Genomic DNA, 24,665 nt, shown 5'->3' on the forward strand with positions numbered 1-24,665 from the left:
GATTTACTAATGGAGGATAAACTTTATTCTATAGGTGAGGTTTCAAAATTAATGAATATTTCTATCAAAGCTCTCCGCTACTATGATCATATCGATTTATTTAAACCAGCCTATGTAGATCCAAAATCAAACTATCGTTATTATAGTGATTTACAATTATATCGTTTAGACCTAATAAAATCTCTAAGCTATATCGGGACACCATTAAATCAGATCAAAAAGGTGGAAGATTTAAATAATGAGGATTATGTTTCCTTTTTAATGGAACAAGAAAAAATTGTGGAAGAAAAAATTGACTATTTATTTGAAATACAAGAAATTATCGCCAATGTAAGAGAAGAATTACAGAGACAAGAAACACCATTTGATGAGGTCGTTCTTTTAGAAAAGGAAGAAATGAAGATTATTCAAACTAAAGTAACCGGTTTAGGCCCAATTAACACCTTCAATTCGTCATTTAGCAGTCTAAGAAAATATGGACCATCTACAGAGGGTTTTAGAAAAAAAGGGTATGGCTCCATTATTCCATTTAGACACTACCATACAGTTGAAGAAATCAATTATGAATATTTGTTTACACCTGTACTATCGAATAAACATATTTCAGCTCTTCAAAGTGATACTGAATTTGCAACCTTACCAAAAGGTAAATACTTAAGCATTGTTTCAAATTCCAATTCATTTGAACATTACTTTAATACATTCCAAAAACTAATTCATTATATACAAACAAATGAAGTCAAACCGTTAAGTGATATCTATGAATTCTTTTCCGTCTCTTATCAAAATAATAAACACCAATATATAAGTGAGTTCAGGGTGAAAATTGCAGAAGATTAATATAATAGCGTTTTTCTACGAAATATTATAAACACCCCTTTTTAGAGGGGTGTTTATGATATTTCCCATTACTTATTCCCCTGAAGGTTTCTTGATAGGAGTATAGGCAGGTAAAGGTTTCCCAAAATTTGGCGTCCCATCTTGATTCCAATGAAATTTTTGGATTCTTGGATTACGAAGTTTGCCATTCCTATGGTCTCCTTCAGCCTCGGAAAAGGAAAATGCGTGATACACAATCCAATCCTCAGTTCCATCCGGAGATTGAGTAAAGCTATTATGTCCCGGTGAAAACACTCGATTTTTTATATTTTTTGAAAAAACAGGATCCGGATGCTTAACCCAAGAAGTTGGATCCATTACATCATCTGATTCATCAGCAGTTAACATTCCTAAACAATAATCATCCGACCATGTAGCGCTTGCTGAAAAGATTAAAAATAGCCTTTCATTCCTTTTTAAAAAGGTTGGCCCTTCATTAATTGCCATTCCACCTTGTTTCTCCCACTCAGCTGTTGGTGCAGAAAGTAGAATATTTTCACCTTCTAATGTCCAGGGATTTTTCATTTTTGCAATATATAAGGCTGATCCATAATCAGGAAAATATCCATAACCTGCATAAAGGAAATAAAGTTGATTATGATGCTGAAGGACTGTTCCATCCAATCCTGGAAGCTCCGTATTCACAGCACCTTTAAAGTTCCATTCTCCCTCTAGCGGATTTTCAGAAGAATTTTCTAATACATAAATTCGTCGTGTGTCATCACCACCACCGTCATTAGCAGTAAAATAAATAAACCATTTATTATGTATATAGTGGATTTCCGGTGCCCAAATATTTTTACTGTATGGCCCTTCTACAGGAGGCACCCAAATGATCTTCTTTTCAGCAGTTGATATCCCTGTAATGGTTGCACTCTTCCAAAGGGCTATATGAGTACGAGTCGTAGCTGTAAAATAGTAGTTTCCATCAAAATGTTTACATATATATGGATCAGGACCACTCTCAAGTAGAGGGTTCAAAAACATTTCTCCTAATTCTACTTCACTTTGATTTTGATTATTTTTTTCCATCGCGGATCCTCCATTCATCGTTCATGACATACCCAAAATGAACGGGTAGGTACCCTTGTTTTCTTGTACCTACCCATTTTCACTTATTTTTCTTCTATTTTTCTTATAAGTCTTAGAGAATCTCCCTCAAGTTCTTGTTTGATAGCTTCAGATATTTTCTTTTCTTTTTCTAGAGAATCTCTAAAATCATTTAGATGCTTGATTGATTCAGCGATTTTCCCTTTGTCTAAATGATGCCTAGATTGATCTAATTTATTTGTAAATTTTTTATAGGCACTTTGAACAATCTCACCAGATTCTTTCATTCTATCAAGATCATTTTTAATGGATGAATGGGTCGTTTCTAGTGGTTTTACCACAAAATTATCAAACGTTGTCTGATTATAATTTGATCGCAGCCCTACTTTTCCTTGCGTAAATACTGTACTGCTGTTGTCTGTATAATCTATTTTGGGAACATTCATATCTCCAACATAAATCTTTATATTTGTGCCTTTAGCGACAACTTTCACATGATGCCATGTATTCAATGGCTCATTTAGTTCAGCACCTTTTAAGTATTCCCAGTTATAATTAAACTTGCCTAAATGAATTCCATCTTTATTTATATAAGCTATATAACCTTGCATAAAATCAGGATTATTTTGACCAAGTTCAATACCGTTTGCCGGATTATTTACTCTGAAAAGTAAACCGCCGTCTCCTGTTCCAGCTCGGATATTAAGATCTGCTTCGACTGTATAATCCTTCCACCCACTGTCTCCTATGACAGATTTCGCAAAGGTACCTGGCGATGTGCTATACTCACCTTCAATAGCTGGTGGTTCTTGACCGTCAGCAACTGAGAATTGGATGCTTCTAAAATCAAATTCTCCTTTTACCATTTCCACCTTGATCGTATGCTTTCCAGCTGGTAATGAAACATTTTCTTTGATAACACTTTCCCAGTTATCCCATCCTCCAGTTTTTGGAACATCTATAACACCTGTTAAATCGACAGTATCATCTAGCCAAAGTCTTATTTGACTTCCTTCTATATCAGTTGCCACTCTAATGTCCAGTTCATAATCATCCGCTTCGCTTATGTCGACATTATATTTTAGCCATTCTCCAGCCTGGTTCCAGCCTACATTATATCCACCTTCCGGATTAATACGGATATCGACTGCATCTCTCCTATATTTGCCACCAATATTATCAGGAGAATTGTCGTGATACCCAATACCTTCACCACCGGTCATATAATCTGCTGCCATTATTTTTCCCGGAAGCTCCTTATGATGGTCAAAACTATGAAATAGTAGTCTGGAAATATCAAATTCTCCATTTAGGACTTCAAGCTTTAACGTATGCTTTCCAGCTGGTAAAGAAATATCCTGTAAAGAAATGTTTTCCCAGTTATTTAAATCACCTGTATTTGGTATATCAATTTCTCCTGTTAGATCAATGTTATCATCTAAAAGAAGCCTTACTTTCCCTCCAGATTTAGTAGAGGCGGCAAGAATATCTATTCCATAGCTTCCTTCTTCTTCAATATCGATATTATATGCTAGCCATTCTCCTGTTTGGTTGGAGGTAACAGCGTAACCACCTTCCGGATTTGATCGTATATCGACAGATTCCTCCCGATATTGTTCCCCACTATTCTCCAAGGTGTTATCATGATATCCAACACCTTCGCCGCCAAGATTGTAATCTTCCGCCTCTATAATTCCAGGGATTGGCTTATGGATATCAAATGATGAAAAGTCAATACTCGTGAAATCAAATTCACCTTCCACGATCTCAACCTTTAACGTGTGCTCTCCTTCAGGTAATGTAACGCCTTCTTTTATGACAGGCTGCCAATTATTCCAATCTCCTGTGTTAGGAACATCCAACACACCAGTTAAATCTATTTCATCGTCAAGCCAAATTTTCACTTTTGCTGATTGAAATGTTGTTGCCGCATTTAATTGAAGATTATATAAACCCGATTCTTTAATGGATACATTATATTTAAACCATTCACCTGTTTGGTTCCAGCCTACTGCAGTACCGCCTTTTGGGTTATCACGAATATCTACAGAATCTCCTCTTAATGCCCCGCCAATATTTTCCGCTGTTGTTTCATGATAAGCGATTCCTTCACCGCCAGTGATATAATAAGCAGCACCTATTGATCCTGGTATTGGTTTATACGTATCAAATGTACTAGGTTTATTTGTATTTACTGTCCAAAACCCTTCTATTTCCTCCCAGCCCTCACTTGTTCCATCATTGAAGTTTGACGATACTTTCGTAACTTTCTTATTTTCATGAAAATCAAGTGACGATAGATCAAAGCTTCCATTTTCTGCAATGACTTTTAATGTATGCTTTCCTTTTGGTAATTTTATCCCCTCAATCGAAAGAGTTTTCCACTCATCTGTTTGAGGTATATTGATACTTTGAGTCAATACCGTCGAATTGTCTAATACTATCTTAATTTGTGCATCTTTACTTGAGTCAGTGATTCTTAAATCCAAGTTATAAGAACCCTCTTCTGCAATAGTTAAGTTATAATTCAACCATTCTCCTTTTTTATTCAAACTTACATAATATCCACTTTCGGAATTCCCTTTAAAATCAACCGCATCTTTTCTATATTTATCACTAGTATTCTCCGTTGTTGTGTCATGGTAGCCTTTTCCTTCTCCTCCTGAATTGTAGTGGACCGCTTCAATGCTTCCTGGTACAGGTTTATTCGCATCGAATACAGAGCTTCCGTTTACTTTATTACTAAAAGCGGTAAACCCGAAAGCAGCATGAACATCATTTGTCATATATCCAATCTTTCCACCATCTAGTTTTTCTATATTGCGTGTTTGCTTTTGCATACCGTCTACAAAAATCTTAAAGGTTGAAGCAGCTTTTTCGATTCGTATTTGATGAAGTTTAGTATAATCATAGCCATTAGGTAAATCTGTTGCTTCCCATTTTTGTTCAACCCCGTTTACGATGAAGAACGTTTCTAATTGATTTTTATTAGGATTTAACACAGCTAATCCATAGTTTTTTTCATCCTTATAGGAGAAAACAGCACCAAAACGTGGATCACTGCTGGATCCTTGTTCAATTGTTTTCATATTAAATTCTGCGGTGTAGTCTGAGGATGTCCCAGCCTTTGTCAGTTGTTTAAACACTTTCGAACTACCCGTTTTTGTTTGCTGAAGCCATCCGGACAAACTTGAGTTAACGGTCCAGCTTCCTCCATTTATATTTTCCCAGTTCTTACTAAGTGAGGATTGAGAGAACCGCTCACTAAAATCAGGTAAATCCGGGTTAGGCTGTTCGGTTGTAGTTGGACCAAGAACGAGCATTTTATCTCCATTCCAAGCAATTCGATCAAGGTTCATATAGCGGCCTGGATTTGCATGACTATGATAAACCATATAATCAGAATCAAGGTCCGGTCCGCGAACAACAGAATTATGTCCTACACCTGCATTTACTCCTTCTGCATTTAGTAAGATCGGGTTTTGTTCCAACTTAGGTGCGTAATCAGCTATCGGGGAATCGCTCGATGCATAATCAACACGGTAAGCTTTATTCCAAACGTGATTTCCTGTGTACGTCATATAATATTTGTTATTTCTTTTTATAATCGTTGGCCCCTCTGTCCAACCATTCATTTCTGCACCAGTGTGTGAAACTTGTCCAAATGTATATGGATCAGACATTGGCCGTGCATCAATTCTTTGGTCACCGGTACTGTAGAAATACCATTTTCCATCATCGTCTATAAACACATGTCCATCAATTCCCATACCGAGGTTTTCTGTTTGCTTTTTGAAAGGCCCTAAAGGATTTGAACTTTTATATACATAATGTCCATTACCTCCAGGTGATGTGTACATATAAAAACTACCATTCCAATAGACAACTTCAGGTGCATAGGCAGCCTTTGTTGCGGGTTCCTCCGTCACTAGTCCACCGTACTCCCAATTCACCAGATCTTCTGACTTCCAGGCTTTTACTCCACTCTTATCATCAACTGTACTGACATAAAGATAATAAATACCGTTATGTTTTAAAATATAAGGATCTCCTTCTCCATAAAACACACCTGTATCCCATTCCCAAGAATTCGGTAACTTTATAGGGTTACTGAAAGCAAAGGTTGCTAGCGGGAGAGACAGTATAAAGCTAACCAAAATGGCCATTGTCATCATCTTTTTCAGGAAAATCTCCTCCTATTTTTAGATTTCCAAAAGTACATAGACTACTTGCTAATACTCTATTACTCAATAAATTTCAAAGGAAAAACCAAAGGAAAAAAAAGTTGGTCTTTCCTTTGGTTTTATATTATTGATTTTGCAAATGATAATTTTCTATCTTTACTATTGATTTATTTTTAGCAAAAGCTAAAATTCCTCCTGATAAAAACATGAGTGATGCTAAAATGTCCATTACAAAATAAGAGGCTAAGCCTATGACAATAAACCAGACCGGCTTTTTCGTTTCTGCTTTATCATCCTTTAATCCCCTAGCTAAAATGAAGTTTATCACTCCTAATAAGACAAATAACATCCCAAACGAGACTGAAAATATATACAAACTTCCAAATATCGACTGTGCTGCTTCCAGCTTAGCAAAGGTATCAAAGGAAGAGTTCAATCCTTCATTTTTGATAAATGAAGCATAAACAAAAATGGTTAAGAGCCCTGTAGTCATTTGCCAAATGGACCCGATTATGATTAATCTTCGCTCGAGTTTTCTATTCACTGTGAAACCTCCTTTTCGTGTCTATCCTTTAACACCTGACGATAAAGAAAGCGATTCCATAAAATATTTTTGTGTAAATAAATAGAGAATAAATGTTGGAACAATCGCAATTAGCGCCCCTGTTAAAGCATGAGCTATATCAAGTGCATACATGCCCTGAAGCAATTGCAGCCCTGGTGTAATTGGCATTTTTTCAATATCATTAAACACGATCGACGGCCATAAGAAGTCATTCCAGGAACCTGTAAAAGTAAACAACGCAACAACCGTTAAAACTGGTCTTATTAACGGTAATATTAACTTAGTGAAAATTTGAAATTCAGACGCGCCGTCCACTCTGGCAGATTCATCAAAGTCCTTAGGAATTCCCTGCATAAATTGTCTAACTAGAAAGATATTAAATACTCCGGCAGCCCCCGGAACGATTGCTGCAAAATAGCTATTAACCCATCCTAATGTATCAATAATTTTATATAGTGGGATAAGGTTTACAACAGCAGGGAACATCATCGTTGCCATTAAAAAAATAAAGATGGCATCTCTCCCTTTAAATTTCATTCTTGAATAACCGTAACCGGCTAATGAGACAATCACTAGTACTAATACTGTTTGTGATACCGAAATAATGAGCGAGTTCATAAACCACTTTGCAACAGGTGCACTAGTGTTTTCGAACAGAACATCCTGATAGTTACCAATCACCCAATTTATCGGCAGTATGGTAAATGGATTTGATTGAATATCCGATTCACTTTTGAATGTAGTTAAAAATGTGTAAAGTAATGGAACAAGCCATATAAACGCCATGAATAATAAAAAGATGAATGAAATCATTTTCGATACTGTTATTTTCTTCAAGGAAAGCACCTCCTAATCACGTTGTCTTAAAAAGAAGAATTGGATTGCAGAAACAACCATAATACATAATCCTAAAATGACAGCCATTGCTGCCCCAATACCTGCAATAGAAATTCCTGAACCGAATGCATTCTCTTGAATGTACATTAATAGAACTGTCGTCGAGCTAGTTGGTCCACCTTTTGTTAACATGAGCGGTTGCCCGTAAACATTAAATTGTGCAATTGTCGTGATAACGACTGTATAGAGTATTTGAGCTCTTATGCTTGGTAGTGTAATTTTAAAGAATTTTTGAACATTATTAGCGCCATCTATTGATGCAGCTTCATATAAATCTTTTGAAATCCCATTAAGAGCAGCTTGATAGATAATCATATTTGCTCCAATTGTCCACCAAACAGTTACGATAACCAACGTAACCCATGCGTACGGCTGTGTAGATAACCAGTTCGTATCAACATTCAAATAATGGTTGATTGGTCCAAATGAAACACTAAATAGCATAGCAAATATGATCATGACAGCAGATACAGAAAATAAAGATGGCATATAAAACAGTGCTTGGAAAAACTTCATTCCTTTTGGTTTCGTATTTAGTCCAGCAGCTAAGAACAATGGAACAATAATACAAAATGGGACTGTAAATATTACAAATTTAAATGTATTTCCCAAACCAACACGGAGTTGTTCGTAGAAAGTAGAATCCTGATTAAGTAAAATTTCTGTATAGTTTGCCAGTCCTACGAATTCAGGATCACCAATTAGATCCCAATTGGTAAAAGAAATATAAACACCATATAAAGTAGGAAATAGAAAAAATACGGCAAATAGAATGAGATGTGGTCCAATGTATAGATAAGGAGATAGATTCAACCTTTTTTTATTTGATTTTCCTACCAGTACTGAGGACATATTTACTTCCTTATTCTCTCCAGTATTTATCATCATTTTAAGCTCCTATTCTTTCGTTATCGAATAGAGAGAGGACAACTCAACCAAAGGGTTTGACCCTTTGGTTGAATCATTCTCAATAATTTTAGCAACGATTATTTTTTATTTGTTGCTATTTTATCTTCAATGGCTTTTTGTGCTTTTTCCAGTCCTTCATCAATATCTAATTTTCCAAACGCCGCATCTCCAACTAATTTATCAATCTCTTCAACTACAAAGCCATTATATTTATAATCAAAGATTTTTAATGTTTTTTGTAATTCAGGATCTTCTATTAAGAATGATTGTGGCATTTCTTTGTATTCAGAATCGTCTAATGTTTCTAATGCAGCAGGGTTTTGTCCCGCCTTTGCCCACGGAAGTGAATGTTGTCTTACGTAGTCAAGGAAATCCATCATTCCTTTTGTTTTCTCTTCAGACCGATTTTCATCTTTAAACATGACGAATTGATGAGAAGACGTCCAGTTTACAATATTATCTGGTGAAATTTGCGGGAAATTCGTTAAGCCCCAATTTAAATTTTTCGCTTCATTTAAGCCGTTTTGCATCCAAATACCTTCAGGATAGAAGATTGCTTTACCAGATTGAAACAATTGACCTGGATCTTCTCCATCTTTGTTGGCAATTTTGTCATCAACTAACCCCTTAATTAATTCCAACGCTTCTTTCGCTTCCGGCGTATTAAGAGTTGGTGTTTCTCCATCACTAGTAATATCTCCACCTAGTTGATTGTAAATAGATAAAAAGATCGGTCGAGTCCAAGTTAAGCCGAAACCAGTAATACCGTCTTTTTTAGATAGTTCTCCAGCCTCTCGGATTTCATCAAAAGTAATAACGTTATCATCAAGTGCATTTGGTGCATATTTTTCAAGTAATTCTTTATTGTAATACATAACAAAGCTGTGAACATCTAATGGAACACTATATCTACTGCCATTAATATCTCCAATATTCCATCCTGCGGGAACATAGTTTTCTGCTTTAATCTCAGGATAATCACCCAATAAATCATCGTATGGTGTTAACATATCATTATCAACAAATTGTTTAATTCTCTCTGCATGTACAATGGTTAAATCAGGAATCCCTTTTCCGGAATTTACTACCGTCGGGATTTTTGTATACATATCTCCCTCAGTAATAGATAAATTTTTAACCTTGAATTCCGGATTTGTCTTATTATACTCATCAACGATTTGTTTCATATTTTCCCCATCCGGACCTGTAAATGGATTCCAAAATAGAATCTCATTTTTAGATGACCCTGAACTACTGGATGAACCGCTACAACCTGATAAAGCCATGGCAAACACAAAAAGTATCGTGAACATTAATACCGCTTTTTTCTTCATATATTTCCCCCCTGATTTTTGTTAAGAAAAGCGCAAACGCCTTGATCAGCCTAAGGCAGGCATAAGACGCTCAGGAATAGAAGACGCTGTTTGTCTTCAATTCCTGAGTGGCTTATGATCCCGAGGCAGTCAAAAAAACTCGACGTCCTGTCGCTTGACTGCACTTGCACGTCCTATGCTGGGCTAGGCGCTGGAGCTGGACACCAACACTAAGTATAAAACTTTATACTTTATTACCTTTTATTTAAATCTCTTGACTGAAATTAGACCGATTTCAGTCAAGGGATCTTTCACATCATTCATTTTGGATTCGAATAGGTTAGTTACCTTACAATCGGTACATGCCACATATCATTTATTTTTTTGAGCAGTTGTAAATCACACTTCGGTTTTCGATCATATGTTAATAAGCCATTAATCTCCTGTTCAACATCTGTTAACTGTGTATAACAATATCCATGCAAAGCACTGGATTCATACACCGCTTTCATGACTCGTTCATAATCCGCCAGAAAATCTTCCTCATTTGTAACAGACGTATAACCCCAGCCACTATCATCGCCAACTTTATATCCAATTCCACCGAATTCAGTTAAAAGAATTGGCTCACCACTGTGATGATAACCTTTCGTATAGATCTCTCGTCCGGCCGGTCTTGAAAGAAGCAGGTTTTCAGTAGTTCGTAATGAATTCCTAAACTCATTGTACTTTTCCACTTCATCCTTTTGTCCATGGTTGTAATTATGAATGGCACAAATATCTGTTTTTGTTAATTCCCACCCATCATTTGAAATGACCAATCTTGTTGTATCAAGTGAATGGATTAAATGATACATCGCTGCCGAATGGTGTATTTGCTGATCATTATTACAAATAGAAGGAACTCCCCAACTTTCATTAATAGGAACCCATGTGACAATACAAGGATGGTTGTAATCTCGTTCGATGATTTCAATCCATTCGTTAGTTAGACGCGCAACAGCATCTTCACTATAAGAAGGTGAAGCAGCACATTCTCCCCAAACCAGGAAGCCTAATTTATCTGCCCAATAAAGAAAGCGGGGATCCTCTACCTTTTGGTGCTTTCTGCAGCCATTAAATCCCATTTCTTTTGTTAGTTCTATATCGTTCTTTAAATCCTCATCAGTTGGTGCAGTTAATAAACCTTCCGGCCAATACCCCTGATCAAGTACTAATTTTTGATAATATGGTCTATTGTTTAGATATACCATGCCATTTTCAGTATGAATTTTCCTCATTCCAAAGTAAGAAGAGATAGTATCCAGCACTTGCTCTTGTTCTTTCACACGAATTTTGACATCGAATAAATTCGGATTTTCTGGTGACCAGTTCCACCCAACATGATGAAAACCAGTTCGAAATATTTTTCGATTGTAGAGATTAATCGACCTTTTGACAAAATTTTCATAAATTTGGATGGTTTCATTGGCAATCACTTCATCTTTAAAGGTGATATCGATTTCCACCTTTTTATTTATATAATCACCTGCCAACTCAAAATCGATTGTAATATCACCATTGTCGATATCCGGAGTGAATCTCAATTTTTTTATATGAGTTTTATTCACTGCTTCTATCCATACTGTCTGCCATATTCCGGTAGTCCGTGTGTACCAAATAGCAGCAGATTTTTCAATCCAATATTGCTTTCCTCTCGGAATGGTTTCATCTATAGAAGGATCTTCAACTCTTACAACAAGTGTTTGGTTTCCATCCTGTAAATAGTTGGTTATATCAAATGAAAAGGAGGTGTGGCCACCCTCATGGGAACCTACCAAATTTCCATTAATAAAAACCATTGCACGATAGTCAACAGCACCAAAATGCAGGATAATTTGCTTTCCATTCATTGAATCAGGAATGGTAAATTCACGACGATACCATACCCAATCATGGAAAGTAGAATCATTTATTCCACTCAGCTTTGTTTGATAAGCAAAGGGTACATTTATTTTTTGCTCGTATTCCGTACCTTCTTTAAACCATTTTTCTTCCAGTCCAATATTTTGATCATCAAATTCAAAATCCCATTCACCGTTTAGATTAAGCCAGTCTCCTCTCACTAATTGTGGGCGGGGATATTCTTGTCGAAATGTCATAAGCTTCTCCTTTATCTGTGTTAAAATTATTTACTGTTAATCTCTTTAATTTTGGTTAAGTCGACTTTTGGTGTTCGATCTTCATTTAGAAGTCCATTAATCTCTTGCTGAACATCTGTAATTTGTGTATAACAAAACCCGCTAATATATGGAGTATCTTTAATTCCTTGTGTAATAGATTCATAGCGTTTTAGAAAATCTTCTTCATTCTTCACTTGATTTCCATATCCCCAACCTTTTTCCGAGTTGAAGGCAATACCACCGTACTCACTGATGATGATTGGTTGCCCTTTATACTCATAACCTTGTGCCATGGCATGCTTATGTTTATTGAAAGCTATTTCATTATTAACTACCTTTTCTTTATCTTTATATCGGTTTAAAAATTCATCTCCATATTCCACATAATCGTGCAATGTAATGATGTCTGATACTGTGTGCTCCCATCCATCGTTTACAATCACCGGCCTCATACTGTCGATTGCTTTTGTGAGATGATAAATTCCCTCTGTGAACTTTTGTTGCTTACGGTCTGTAAAAACATTTTTCACACCCCATGACTCATTAAACGGTGTCCATACAATAATACTTGGGTGATTATAGTGTTGCTTGACAACCTCCATCCATTCCTCAGTAAAGTTTTGAACAGCCTCATCTGAAAACTCATATGTTGCAGCCATTTCAGACCAAACAAGGAGACCCTTTTTATCCGCCCAATAAAGATATCGTTGATCTTCCACCTTCATATGTTTTCTTACTCCGTTAAAGCCCATCGCGAAAGTTTTATCAATATCCTCAAGTATGGCTTCTTCGGAAGGTGGTGTTAAATGGGATTCCTCCCAATAACCCTGATCTAAAATGAGCTTTTGATAGATTGGAATATTATTAAGCATTACATTTCCGTTCTCTATTGATATCTTTCTCATACCAAAATACGATTTTACAAGATCTATGACTTCACCATTTTTAAGTAATGTAAATGTAACATCGTATAAGTTAGGAGAATGTGGACTCCAATGAACAACTCTCCAATGATGGAACTCACTTGCAATATTTGTATTTATTGTTTGGTTTGGACGGCTAACTACTTGATCAAATGTCTTTATGGGTAAACCCTTAAAGGAAATAGACGTTTTCAACACATAGGAAGAATCAATGTTCCCCCCTACTTCATAGACAAATTCAACTGATTCAGAATCTACATCAGGGGTTATTTTTACAGCATGAATATGTGTATCATTTAAAAACTCAAGCCATACCGTTTGCCAAATGCCTGTTGTTTGAACATACCAGCATTCATAACTCTGATCCAACCATCTTTGTTTTCCACGTGGTTGAAAGCAGCTTTGGCTATCCTCGTTTTTTACAACAATGTCCAGTTCATTTGTTTCTTCTAAGTAGTCTGTTATATTGAAAGAAAAAGCGATTTGCCCGCCTTTTCGTTCACCAACAAACCTCCCATTCACCCATAGCTTTGTCTTATAATCTGCTGCCTGGAAATGAAGGACGATTTCCTTGCCCTCGTATTCAGAAGGAATCGTTATTTTCTTCTGATACCAAATATGTGGACAAAATTCTTCCTCCTCGATTCCACTGGCTTTTGTTTCATATGTAAATGGAACAATGATTTTTTTTTCGGCGTCGAATTTCTTGTACCACTTCTCTTTTTCACCATTGTTTTCTTTATCAAATTTAAAGTTCCATTCACCATTTAAGTTCAACCATTCTGCTCTTTCAAATTGAGGCCTAGGATATTCCTCTCTAGGAATGCTATTATTTATCATTCTATAAATCTCCTTTAACCAAAAACTTGTTTATACACTCAGAACTTTGGAAGTGCTTACACAAATATTATTACATAATGAATATAACTTATATACTAAATTTAATATAAAATATACCTTTATATACTAAATTAATTCTTTTCTCCTAATAATTAAGTTCATTTAAACCAATATTTTTTATAAGAAATAATAATTTAAGCGCTTTCAAAAAAGATGTTAATATAATAAATCTGGATATTACATACTAAATTTAGTATAAAATATACTTAGTTTATAAACTAACCATAGTTTGCTCATATTGTGAACACTCCCGTCCTGTTCACAAAAACTTGGAAATGGAGCATCCAGGATGGTTATTGAGTACGGGATAGCAAGATAAAGGAACCAATAAGGAGTCACAAAAAACCGTACATTATAATTACCTAAACTATGCACGGTTTAATCTTGAATGTTTAATCACCGAAAGTATTTGTTAACCTTCAAATACTTTCTTCATCTTTTACAATTTTCAGATCAACAGGAACGTATATTCTTTTTGGATTGTAATGACCTTCAAGTTGCTCTAAAAGCAAGTTCACTGTTTTTTTACTACATTCGGCAATATTCTGTTTTATAAAGGAAACCCCAGATATTCCCGCTGGGTCAAATGATAGCAATTCAATGTCTCTCGATGCTTCTTTTTTAATTGATTTAATAGCTTCATGAGTATATAAAGCCAGTTCAGCATTCATCGTAAATACAGCTGTTATTTCAGACTTACTTAATAAAAATTCTTTGATAAGTGTAGGGGTTTTTCCAGCTGAAATATCATTAAAGTTTAAAGTAAGCCATTGATTTTTATTGATAGTCGTTCCCTTATTTAAAAAAGCCTTTTCAAAGCCTTTAGCTCTTTCAGCTGTAACAGTATTCGTAATAATTGGTGAAACAAGACCAATGTTTGTATGACCTTCTTCCAAAAAATAAGAGATCGCCTCATAGGTTCCAGATTCATTTTCAGAGGTTACACTATAAGTCAATATATTCTCCATGTATCGATCAATTAAGACCAGAGGGAATTTATCCAGTGATAGCCTGAGTACTGCTTCATTGTATGTTTCCTTTTCTGTAGGAAAAATGATCATTCCCTTTACATCAAGCTTTCTGAACATTGCAATTGCATCAGCTTCTTCAAACTGAGATTCCCGCGTGATCTTTATAATTAGATGATAGCCATTTTTCGAAACATATTTTTCAATATAATTAACAAACTCTTGCTCAATCTTCGTTTTCATACTAGGAAGAATAAATCCTATTAATCCTTTTGATTTTTTCGATATACTAGTTGAGCTTGTGAGACTGCTTTCACAAACAAACGTCCCTTTCCCTTTTATTCTTTCTACAATTCCCTCTTCCGCGAGTCCTGCTAATGCATTCTTTGTTGTAATTTGGCTCACATGATATTCTTCCGTTAATTCTTTTTCAGATGGTACTCTGTCACCTACTCGCAGCTTACCGGATTGGATTTGCTCTTTGATTCTATTTTTTATTTGTTGGTATAGTGGTTCATTTTTTATTTTAACTCACCCTTAGTATATTATTAATACTAATTATACTAAGACTTAATATAAAATACTACACCTTATTTCTAATCCAAACAGTTGCATTATTCTGAAATACAAAAGCCAATTTAGAACAGAAGGCGTTAATCCCCTTCCTCTAAATTGGCTTATACTTGAAACTTGATTATTAAGATGATTTTTACAAATAATAACTAATAAACAGACCAATAAAAAGAAGAAATCCAAAGATCGTATTCGTTTGCGCAGTTGCTTTCATGGCTATACCCGTATTCATCGGAATCTCATTATCCAAGAACCCTTTAACTGCTTGAATCGGCTTTGGTACACTTAATAAGACAAGGAAAAGCCAAGGACTTGTATTACCTACTATAACTAATCCAGCAATCCATATATAGGAAATAATAAATAACAATGCCAGAAAATAGACGGCTTTTCTATGCCCCATTAAAATAGCTAAAGTCTTCCTTCCACCTTTCGTATCTTCTTCAATATCACGTATATTATTAGATAGATTAATAGCTCCAACAAGAATAGCAATAGGAATAGATAGTAAGATGATTTGAAGATTAATTGTGTTTGTTTGAATAAAAAATGAAATTAATACAAATAAAGAGCCCATACATAGACCGGCAAATAGTTCACCAAAGGGTGTATACGCGATAGGAAGAGGTCCTCCCGTATAAAGGTATCCAATTGCCATACCAATAATTCCAATCAGCGCCAACCACCAACTGCTACTTGCACAAATATAGATCCCTAACAATAGCGCCAAACTATATAATCCCAAAGCAAGCTGTAATACAGTTCTTGGTTTCATACCATGACGTACAATCGCGCCGCCAATCCCTACCGAATCTTCCGTATCCAATCCTCGTTTAAAATCATAATATTCATTGAATAAATTTGTAGCAATTTGAAGAAAAAGACATGCACATAACATAGCGATAAACAGTATAATATCAACCTTCATATAAAACATCGCTGATACAGTTCCTATTAAAACAGGTATAAAGGATGCTGTTAACGTATGAGGCCGGGTTAGTTGCCATAACAGTTTTCCCATATTTTTATTTTCTTTACCCAGTGTTTGTTGATCCATCATTTCAATCCTTTCAAACCAGATAGTGACATTATATTAGGTTAGGAAACTACCTACTTTCTAGTTATATCATAATAGTTATTGTCCATCTATACAAAGCCTCCTATGAAACAACTTCCAGGACAAAAAAATTCTCTCCACATGAAATGTATTTTAAGGAGAGAACGTTTAGATGTTAATAGATTCTGATTACAACATCACTTAACCTGAGAGACGTTATTAACCAAATATTTCTTTTGCTAATCTTTTTCCTGTAGGAGTTGCAGCTAGACCACCTTCTGCTGTTTCTTTATGTGCTAGGGGCATTCTTTGGCCAATCAGATACATCGCATTAATGACTTCATCACATGGGATTTTACTTTTAATTCCTGCCAATGCCATATCTGCTGCTGTCAGCGCGTTGGAAGCACCCATTGCGTTACGTTTCACACAAGGCACCTCAACTAAACCTGCAACAGGGTCGCAAACTAAACCAAGCATATTTTTTAATGTAATGGCCATCGCTTCAGCTGCTTGGGCTGGTGTACCGCCTGCTAATTCAACGATTGCAGCAGCTGCCATTCCGCTAGCAGAACCAACTTCTGCCTGACACCCGCCAGCAGCTCCGGAAATTGAGGCATTATTTGCAACAACAAAGCCAAATGCTGCAGCTGTAAATAAGAATTCAATCATTTCCATACGTGTCGGGTTTAATTTTTCTTTTACTGCAAATAGTGTCCCTGGAACAACTCCAGCTGAACCGGCTGTTGGAGTTGCACAAATTGTTCCCATTGCGGCATTTACTTCGTTTGTCGCAACTGCCTTACTCACTGCATCTAACAATAGATTGCCTGTTAGCGTTTTTCCGCTTTTCATATAATTCTGCAACAATACCGCATCTCCGCCAGTCAGTCCGGAAAAAGACTGTACTCCTTTAAGCCCCCGTTCAATCGCTTGTTCCATAACCGTTAAGTTTTTGTCCATTTTTTCGATAATTTCTTCTCTTGTAAGACCCGAAACCTTAATTTCCTGCTGGATCATGATCTCTGCTGTTTTCACTTGTTTGCTTTCTGCCAGCTCTACAAGTTCGGCTACGTTCCTAATCATTAATAAACCTCCTTAGCCCAATCTATTCTACCATTCGTATCGTTTGAATAATGTTTGGCAATTTTTCTATTTCTTTTAATACCTCATTCTCGATTTTTTGGTCAACTTCAATCACCATCATCGCCATATTACCTTTTTCTTTCCGTGATACTTCCATATGTCCAATATTTAATTCATATTTCGCCAGAATGTTTGCAACACTGGAAATGGCACCAAACTTATCTTGGTGCACAACTAAAACGGCAGGACATTCTCCTGACAATTTAAGTTGAAATGAATTTAATTCCGTAATTTCTATGGACCCTCCACCAATTGAAACACCAACGATTTCCATTTTATGATTTTTATCGTCATACAGGTTAATTCTGACTGTGTTTGGATGATCAGTCACGAGACTTTCAACAATAAATTCTATTTCAATCCCTGCTTTTTGAGCTATTTGTAAAGCTTGTGGAATTCGTTCATCAAAAGTATCAAAATCAAGTAGACCACCAACAATGGCAACATCTGTTCCATGACCTTTATATGTTTTGGCAAATGAGCCATATAAAGATATAATTGCCTTTTTCGGCTCTCTTCCAAACAATGTCCTTGCCACTCTGCCGATTCTAGCTGCACCAGCAGTATGAGAACTCGAGGGGCCGATCATAATGGGACCAATAATATCAAATGCAGATCTATACTTCATTTATATTCCACCTTTTATATTAGCTACTTCTTTTACTTATTGTTTATTTAAACTTAACCATTATGGCACAACGCTTTAATACACATTTTATTCATTTCGTTGTCGATGGTTTCTTGTAATCTGAAATATTCAAACTATTTTGTAAACGCTTACACATAAAGATAAACTAAATAATTCCTTAATATTTTAATATCAAAGTCTTTCAAACTCAAAAAGTATCATAACATAATAAACTTTAGTTGGAAATTAGGAATTAAGTATTTGTAAAATTCAATCAAACTTGAACCCCTTTGTGCATTTAGACCGGAAAGGTTCGAAACTTACTATATAAAAAAACTTCAATCTCCTTTATTAATAAGGAATTGAAGTTTTTTCACCATATATAATAACTATTTCGCTACGTTTTTCACGTATTAAATATTTAATCCCTCTTTAATATTTAATCCTTCTCTTATAGACTTCAATGTTACTTCATTGGACCATTCCGGTTTATCCGGATAAGCAAATACTGAATTTGTTACAATTCCATCAAACTTCATTTCTCTTAATTTTCGATAAAGTGCTTCAAAGTTTATTTCTCCTTCACCAGGGTTCAAGTGTTGATGAATCGTTACGTTCGCATTTGGAGGATTTACAATATAACGCAGTCCGAATGCTGCTTTATGATTCAGAGTGTCGGCAATTAGGACGTGAGCAAGCAAACTACCCGCTTCTTCCAAATGTTTCTCTACATCGCCGATACCATCATCATAAAAGAAAGCATGTGCAACAGAATAGACTAACTTGATCCACTCTTTATCAAATGCACGAATCATTCGAATAGCTTCTGTATTTAACTCAATAAAATCATTAGGATGGGATTGTAAATTAAGGTTAATTCCTTCTTTTTCAAAAAGCGGCATGAGCTCTTCCATTGATTTAACAAAAGCTCCTTCACTTTCCACCGGCCGGCTTTTGTCTCCGGCAAATTCACTGTTCATTAAATCTACTCCTAAATCAGAAGTGATCTCAATACAACGCTTCCAATTCCTCACTGCAGCTTGACGTTCTTCCTCATTCGGTGAAGACCATTGTTGTACAGGAAGGACTGAAGAGATTTTTACACCCGCATCTAAACAATATCTTTTTAAATCTTTAATCAGCTGTCTATCAACCTTAGGATATTCATAAAACCAAATAAAATCTTTGCGCGGTGATAACTCTACATATTCATATCCTAATCTGGCAACGGCATCAATTGTATCTTTTAAATTTGTATTATCACGATAATGTGATGGATCATAAGCCAATCGCAATGGAAACATCTCCTTTTTATGTTGTTTTTATTTAACATTTATCTTCTCTTATTTAGTGGGAGTTTTGGATTTAGAGGAACAATCAAAGAAATCGAATAGTTAATTCATAGGATTGTTCCATCTAACCTTTTACATTACCAGCGAGCTGTTACCATCTTTTTACGAGTATAGAATTCTACACCGTCTGTTCCATTTGCATGCAGATCTCCGTAGAATGATTTCTTCCAACCAGAGAATGGAAAGAACGCCATCGGTGCAGGAACACCTAAGTTAACACCTAGCATACCTGCATCTATTGTTTCACGAAATTGTCGTACATGACTGCCGTTCGTTGTATAAATACATGCGCCATTTGCAAAATCAGATTCATTCGTTAAAGCAATTGCTTCATCTAATGTGTTTACACGAACGACTGATAATACAGGAGCAAAGATTTCTTCCTTCCAAATGGTCATTTCAGTATTAACATGGTCAAAAATGGTAGGTCCTACAAAGTAACCCTCTCCAGAAGCTTGAGCATCTTTGCGTCCATCACGTACTAAAGTAGCTCCTTCTTTTTCTCCAAGTTCAATGTATCTCTCTGTTCTTTCTTTATGTGAATCACGGATAACCGGTCCAAGGAAAACTCCTTCATCTAATCCATTTCCGATTGTAATATTATTTACTGCTTCCAGTAATTTTTCCATAAATGGATCTGCAACTTCTCCAACTGCAACCACAACTGCAGCAGCCATACATCTTTCTCCAGCTGATCCATATGCAGCGTTCATGATTTGGTTAACAGCACCATCTAAATCTGCATCTGGCATAACGATTGAGTGATTTTTTGCACCAGCAAGAGCTTGAACACGTTTGCCATGATTTGAAGCAGTTTTATAAACATATTCTGCAACTGGTTGAGAACCAACAAATGAAATCCCCCTCACTTGAGGGTGTTCCAACAAACCATTTACAACATCATGTGCACCGTGAACAATGTTTAAAACTCCATCTGGTAAACCGGCTTCTGTAAATAACTCAGCGAGGCGATTTGCAAGTAATGGTGTACGCTCGGAAGGCTTTAATATGAAAGTATTTCCACAAGCAATCGCTAATGGGAACATCCAACAAGGTACCATCATTGGAAAGTTAAATGGTGAAATTCCCCCGATCACACCGATTGGATAGCGGTACATTCCTGATTCAACATTTGTTGCAATATCAGGAAGCTGTTTTCCCATCATTAAAGTAGGAGCACCTGCAGCAAACTCAACACATTCAATCCCACGTTGCACTTCACCGTATGCTTCGTTATAGCTTTTACCATTTTCCAAGGTTACTAAGCGGGCTAATTCATCCCAATTCTCTACAAGTAATTGTTGATATTTAAAAAGCACTCTTGCTCTGCGAGGTACTGCCGTTGTGCTCCAAGTTTTAAACGCTTCTGCCGCTACTTCAACCGCATGGTCCAAGTCCTCACGACTAGAAAGGGGTACATTTGCTAATGTTTCACCAGTTGCCGGATTTGGAACAACTTCTGTTTTTCCGGAATTAGATTCTATCCATTTACCACCAATATAGTTTCTTAAATTTTGAACTGTTACTGTGTTTGACATAATCAATACTCCTCCCTTTTTTAACAATCTCTATTACACTACGTTAATCGTTTTCAATTTCTTTAACTAGCAGACTAGTAAAGATCGTGAAAAGTAGTAGCAGGTTCACATAATCAACCAATGAAATCGATTTCAGCCAAATCTTCAAAATAACCTTCCTACAAGACTCATTCTAAATGAAGAGCACAACTTTGTAAACGCTTTTTTAAGTATTATCTAAGGTTTTCAAAGGTTTATACTATAAGAAACAAATTATAAATCTCGCTATCATATATATTCATTTTGTGTTTTGTTTGAAATCGATTACATTAATCGTATATTATAAAACAACTATTTTAGTACGTATATCCTAACTTTTCCGCCAAGGAATGAAGAAACTAGCATCATCCATTCCATGGCTTTCCTAATTTTTCACTGATGATTCTCTGACAATCAGTTCATCCTTCATAACAAATTTTTTCTTTTGAAGTGATTCACCATTGATTAATTTCAATAATAACTCCATTGCCTTTTTCCCTATTTCGTACTTCGGCTGATTAATTGTCGTTAAATTTGGCTCAATCACAGATGACATTTTTATATTATCAAACCCAACAACAGCCACATTTTCCGGTATTGACAAATGACTATCTTTCACAGCTTTTATTACACCCATTGCCATTTCATCATTAAAAACGAAAACAGCTGAAGGCGGTGTTTCTAAGGCTAGTAACTTTAACATTTGATGATAGCCTGATTCAAAGGTAAAGTCACCTTCCTGAATATATGCTGAATCGATCTCCAAATCATGACTCATCATTGCTTGTTGAAAGCCTCTTAATCGATCCCTGCTTAGGATTACATTTATAGGTCCTGTAATATGAGCAATTTTTGTATGTCCCTGCTGAATTAAATGTTCTGTCGCTTTTCTCGCACTACTAATGTTATCGATTGAAACAGTGGGAACATTTAACCCATCCATATATTCGCACGCCAAAACCATTGGAAAATGCTCAGCTATCTCTTCCAGTTGGGTTTTATCTTGTCTGGCCGTTAATAGGACCATTCCATCCGCTTGTTTTTGCAGTAATAAATTGATATATTCTTGTTCTCTTTCAGTATCGTTTTCAGTATCTCCTAAAATAACCTGATAGCCATTTTGAACAGCGACATGTTCGATCCCCCGTAAAACCTTTGAGAAGAAAGCGCTTGTAATATCAGGCACGACGACAAGTATAATTTTCGTTTCCTTTGTTCTAAACTGCCTTGCAACAATATGGGGCTTATAATTTACTTTATTGATAACCTCCATCACTTTTTCCCTTGTTTCTTTGCTGACTAAATCAGGATTGCTTAACACTCTGGAAACTGTTGCAGGCGATACATTGGCTAATTTTGCAACATCACTCATTTTCATTTATTTCACTCACCTTCAGTTGACACAATGAAGCAGAAATAGTATCTAAACTCCCACTCGTTTTCATACGTTTATTCTATATATCGTTTATAAAGAACTTTTAGAAATAGGTCAATTCCAAACTATTTTACCACGTGAAAGAAATAAATACGATTTTTTCATATGTTAAGTAAGAAATGAAAAAAAGTGAAAGTATGGACACACAAACTACTTTATCAATGAGTAAAAAGCACCGTTCTATCGGGCAATCTATGGCATTTTTGAATTTAAGTGAACTCATTCTTGCAAGTTATGTGATTTTTTTGCAACTTTTTCTGTTATTTTGCATAAATGAAATTATTCTTGCAACTCTTTTTATTTTTTTTGCAATTTCCACTTGTTTTTTGCAACTCCATAATTCACTGTCTCTTTTGATAGAAGGCCCCTTAAGCACAGCCTTAGTCTCTTGTTAGAAACTTTCAGCAAACGCTATTGCTTTTCTGCTTGATTGAAATTCTCTCATTTTCCCCTTAACAGTATCAACTATAGCTTCTTTACCTGGTGTTGTAATAGCGCGTTGATCATATACTTCCAAGTCACTATTTAACTTCTCACGCACCGCTTTTGTCCATGCTTGTAGACACTCTGTATTTACATTAATTTTTGCATGGCCTAATTCGATTGCTTTTCTAATCTGGTAGTCTGGTATTCCCGAACCACCATGCAGGACAAGTGGTATACCCGTTAGTTCTGAAATTTGTTTCATTTCATCAAAGCCAAGTTTCGGCTCACCTTGGTAAGGACCATGAACAGATCCCAGTGCAGCAGCGAGCGCGTCTACCCCTGCTTGTTCAACAAGTCGAACACACTCGCTTGGATCAGCATATTTCACACCGCCAATAAGGCCATCTTCCATTCCACCAACCGTTCCAACTTCTGCTTCAACAGAAACATTTTTAGAATGTGCATAGTCGACAACTTGCTTTGTCATTTGAATATTTTGATCAATAGAGAAGTGTGATCCGTCTATCATAACGGATGTAAAGCCGGCATCAATCGCTTGTTTACATCTCTTGACAGACATTCCGTGATCAAGGTGTAACGCTACAGGAACTGTAATGTTCATTTCTTCCATTAGAGCTTTTACCATCGCAGATATGGTTTTAAATCCTCCTAAGTCATCCACCAGCCGGTCCGAGGCTGCTACAATGACCGGCGATTGTTCCTCTTCAGCAGCCTGAAGGATTGCTTGAGCCCATTGTAAACTATTTATATTAAATTGACCGACAGCATACTTCCCTTCTTTTGCCTTTAGAAGCATTTCTTTCATCGGGACTAAAGTCACTAGCATACACCTCCTTAGCTATGTTTAAAATTCCTTACTTAGAGGCAATTTCAACATTATAGTAGTTAGAAATAACTTCTAATGTTGTTTCTTTCGCTGTTTTGATTGCTTCTTCTGCATCTAATTGATAGTACTCCGGTCTAAAGATTTCTACTGATGCCGGACCTGAGTAACCTTTATCTTTTAAAATGTTCAACATACTTTCTAAATCAATTGTACCTAATCCCGGCCACACACGATCTTCATCTGTTAAGAAACCGATTGGAAAATCCTCTGTATCATCAATATGGAAGATAAATATTTTAGAACCATCAGCATTTTTAAGGTCTTCCAGATCTGATCCCATCGCATGGAAGTGGAACGCATCTAAGACTAAGCCAACATTTTCACGATCAACCGCTTCCACAATATCATAGGCTTGACCGAATGTATTCACTGTACATTGAGGATGACCGACAAATTCCAGTGCAATGTTAACACCATACGGTTCTGCTAGTTCTGATAATTCTTTTAGCACTTCTACACAACTATCTTTAATATCTGTTTTCAAGATTTTCTCTTGTGTTACAAGTGGAACAGCTACGATATATTGAGCACCAATTTCTCCTGCTACTTCCAGCATGTTTTTAAATTCAGCAATTGTTTCCTTAAGCCCAGCTTCATCGCGATTGTTAAAGAAAACAAGTGCATTTAGCGCCAGTGGCTTGATGTGGTTTGATTTAAAGAAATGAGCTAAATCATTAATCGAATGGTTTTGAAGATATTCTGGTAATTTATCCATTGTGCGAATCTCAATAAAATCATAACCATGTTTTTCACAATACTCTAAGTCTTTTACAAGGTTTGAATTTTCTAATGTTGTTGCCTGATTAAAACATAGTTTCATAGCTCATCTCTCCTT

At 36.0% G+C, this 24,665-nt stretch carries 18 protein-coding genes; 1 reads left to right on the forward strand and 17 read right to left on the reverse strand.

Annotated elements, in window-relative coordinates:
- Positions 1–9 precede the first annotated feature (9 nt).
- On the forward strand, positions 10–840 hold the full coding sequence (locus tag BK577_RS22420) for a MerR family transcriptional regulator (protein WP_078434981.1): 831 nt from the start codon (positions 10–12) through the stop codon (positions 838–840).
- Between the two features lie 72 nt (positions 841–912).
- Here BK577_RS22420 and BK577_RS22425 read toward each other — a convergent pair whose 3' ends face one another.
- From BK577_RS22425 to iolI, 17 genes are all read right to left on the reverse strand, one after another.
- Complete coding sequence (locus tag BK577_RS22425; protein WP_078434982.1) at positions 913–1,911, reverse strand: glycoside hydrolase family 43 protein; 999 nt, start codon at positions 1,909–1,911, stop codon at positions 913–915.
- 83 nt (positions 1,912–1,994) lie between these two features.
- The gene (locus BK577_RS22430) at positions 1,995–6,095 is read right to left on the reverse strand and encodes a carbohydrate-binding protein (RefSeq protein WP_245823560.1); all 4,101 of its coding nucleotides are present in this window, start codon (positions 6,093–6,095) and stop codon (positions 1,995–1,997) included.
- Between the two features lie 142 nt (positions 6,096–6,237).
- Positions 6,238–6,657 carry a hypothetical protein gene (locus tag BK577_RS22435; RefSeq protein ID WP_078434983.1) on the reverse strand — a complete coding sequence of 140 codons (420 nt, stop codon included), beginning with the start codon at positions 6,655–6,657 and terminating at the stop codon, positions 6,238–6,240.
- Positions 6,658–6,678: 21 nt separating this feature from the next.
- Entirely contained in the window at positions 6,679–7,524 is an 846-nt protein-coding gene (locus BK577_RS22440; RefSeq protein WP_425435968.1) for a carbohydrate ABC transporter permease, read from the reverse strand.
- Positions 7,525–7,527: 3 nt separating this feature from the next.
- Positions 7,528–8,460, reverse strand: coding sequence for a carbohydrate ABC transporter permease (locus tag BK577_RS22445; RefSeq protein ID WP_078434985.1), 933 nt, complete (start codon positions 8,458–8,460; stop codon positions 7,528–7,530).
- A gap of 101 nt (positions 8,461–8,561) precedes the next feature.
- Positions 8,562–9,818 (reverse strand): ABC transporter substrate-binding protein, encoded by a 1,257-nt coding sequence (locus BK577_RS22450; RefSeq protein ID WP_078434986.1) that lies wholly within the window; start codon positions 9,816–9,818, stop codon positions 8,562–8,564.
- A gap of 323 nt (positions 9,819–10,141) precedes the next feature.
- Entirely contained in the window at positions 10,142–11,938 is a 1,797-nt protein-coding gene (locus BK577_RS22455; protein ID WP_078434987.1) for a glycoside hydrolase family 2 protein, read from the reverse strand.
- A gap of 26 nt (positions 11,939–11,964) precedes the next feature.
- Positions 11,965–13,722, reverse strand: coding sequence for a glycoside hydrolase family 2 protein (locus BK577_RS22460; protein ID WP_078434988.1), 1,758 nt, complete (start codon positions 13,720–13,722; stop codon positions 11,965–11,967).
- Between the two features lie 479 nt (positions 13,723–14,201).
- The gene (locus tag BK577_RS22465) at positions 14,202–15,275 is read right to left on the reverse strand and encodes a GntR family transcriptional regulator (protein ID WP_078434989.1); all 1,074 of its coding nucleotides are present in this window, start codon (positions 15,273–15,275) and stop codon (positions 14,202–14,204) included.
- A gap of 184 nt (positions 15,276–15,459) precedes the next feature.
- On the reverse strand, positions 15,460–16,380 hold the full coding sequence (locus BK577_RS22470; RefSeq protein ID WP_078434990.1) for a 1,4-dihydroxy-2-naphthoate polyprenyltransferase: 921 nt from the start codon (positions 16,378–16,380) through the stop codon (positions 15,460–15,462).
- 219 nt (positions 16,381–16,599) lie between these two features.
- Complete coding sequence (sdaAA, locus tag BK577_RS22475) at positions 16,600–17,466, reverse strand: L-serine ammonia-lyase, iron-sulfur-dependent, subunit alpha (protein ID WP_078434991.1); 867 nt, start codon at positions 17,464–17,466, stop codon at positions 16,600–16,602.
- A 22-nt stretch (positions 17,467–17,488) separates the two neighbouring features.
- Positions 17,489–18,154 (reverse strand): L-serine ammonia-lyase, iron-sulfur-dependent subunit beta, encoded by a 666-nt coding sequence (gene sdaAB, locus BK577_RS22480; protein ID WP_078434992.1) that lies wholly within the window; start codon positions 18,152–18,154, stop codon positions 17,489–17,491.
- Positions 18,155–18,567: 413 nt separating this feature from the next.
- Positions 18,568–19,449 (reverse strand): sugar phosphate isomerase/epimerase family protein, encoded by an 882-nt coding sequence (locus tag BK577_RS22485; protein WP_078434993.1) that lies wholly within the window; start codon positions 19,447–19,449, stop codon positions 18,568–18,570.
- Positions 19,450–19,583: 134 nt separating this feature from the next.
- Positions 19,584–21,044, reverse strand: a complete 1,461-nt coding sequence (locus BK577_RS22490; RefSeq protein WP_078434994.1) for a CoA-acylating methylmalonate-semialdehyde dehydrogenase — start codon at positions 21,042–21,044, stop codon at positions 19,584–19,586.
- A 403-nt stretch (positions 21,045–21,447) separates the two neighbouring features.
- Entirely contained in the window at positions 21,448–22,440 is a 993-nt protein-coding gene (locus tag BK577_RS22495; protein ID WP_078434995.1) for a LacI family DNA-binding transcriptional regulator, read from the reverse strand.
- A gap of 448 nt (positions 22,441–22,888) precedes the next feature.
- Complete coding sequence (gene fba, locus BK577_RS22500; RefSeq protein ID WP_139367416.1) at positions 22,889–23,764, reverse strand: class II fructose-1,6-bisphosphate aldolase; 876 nt, start codon at positions 23,762–23,764, stop codon at positions 22,889–22,891.
- 34 nt (positions 23,765–23,798) lie between these two features.
- On the reverse strand, positions 23,799–24,650 hold the full coding sequence (iolI, locus tag BK577_RS22505; RefSeq protein WP_078434997.1) for a 2-keto-myo-inositol isomerase: 852 nt from the start codon (positions 24,648–24,650) through the stop codon (positions 23,799–23,801).
- Positions 24,651–24,665: the final 15 nt, after the last annotated feature.

Source organism: Metabacillus halosaccharovorans (assembly GCF_002019635.1).
GTDB lineage: Bacteria > Bacillota > Bacilli > Bacillales > Bacillaceae > Metabacillus > Metabacillus halosaccharovorans.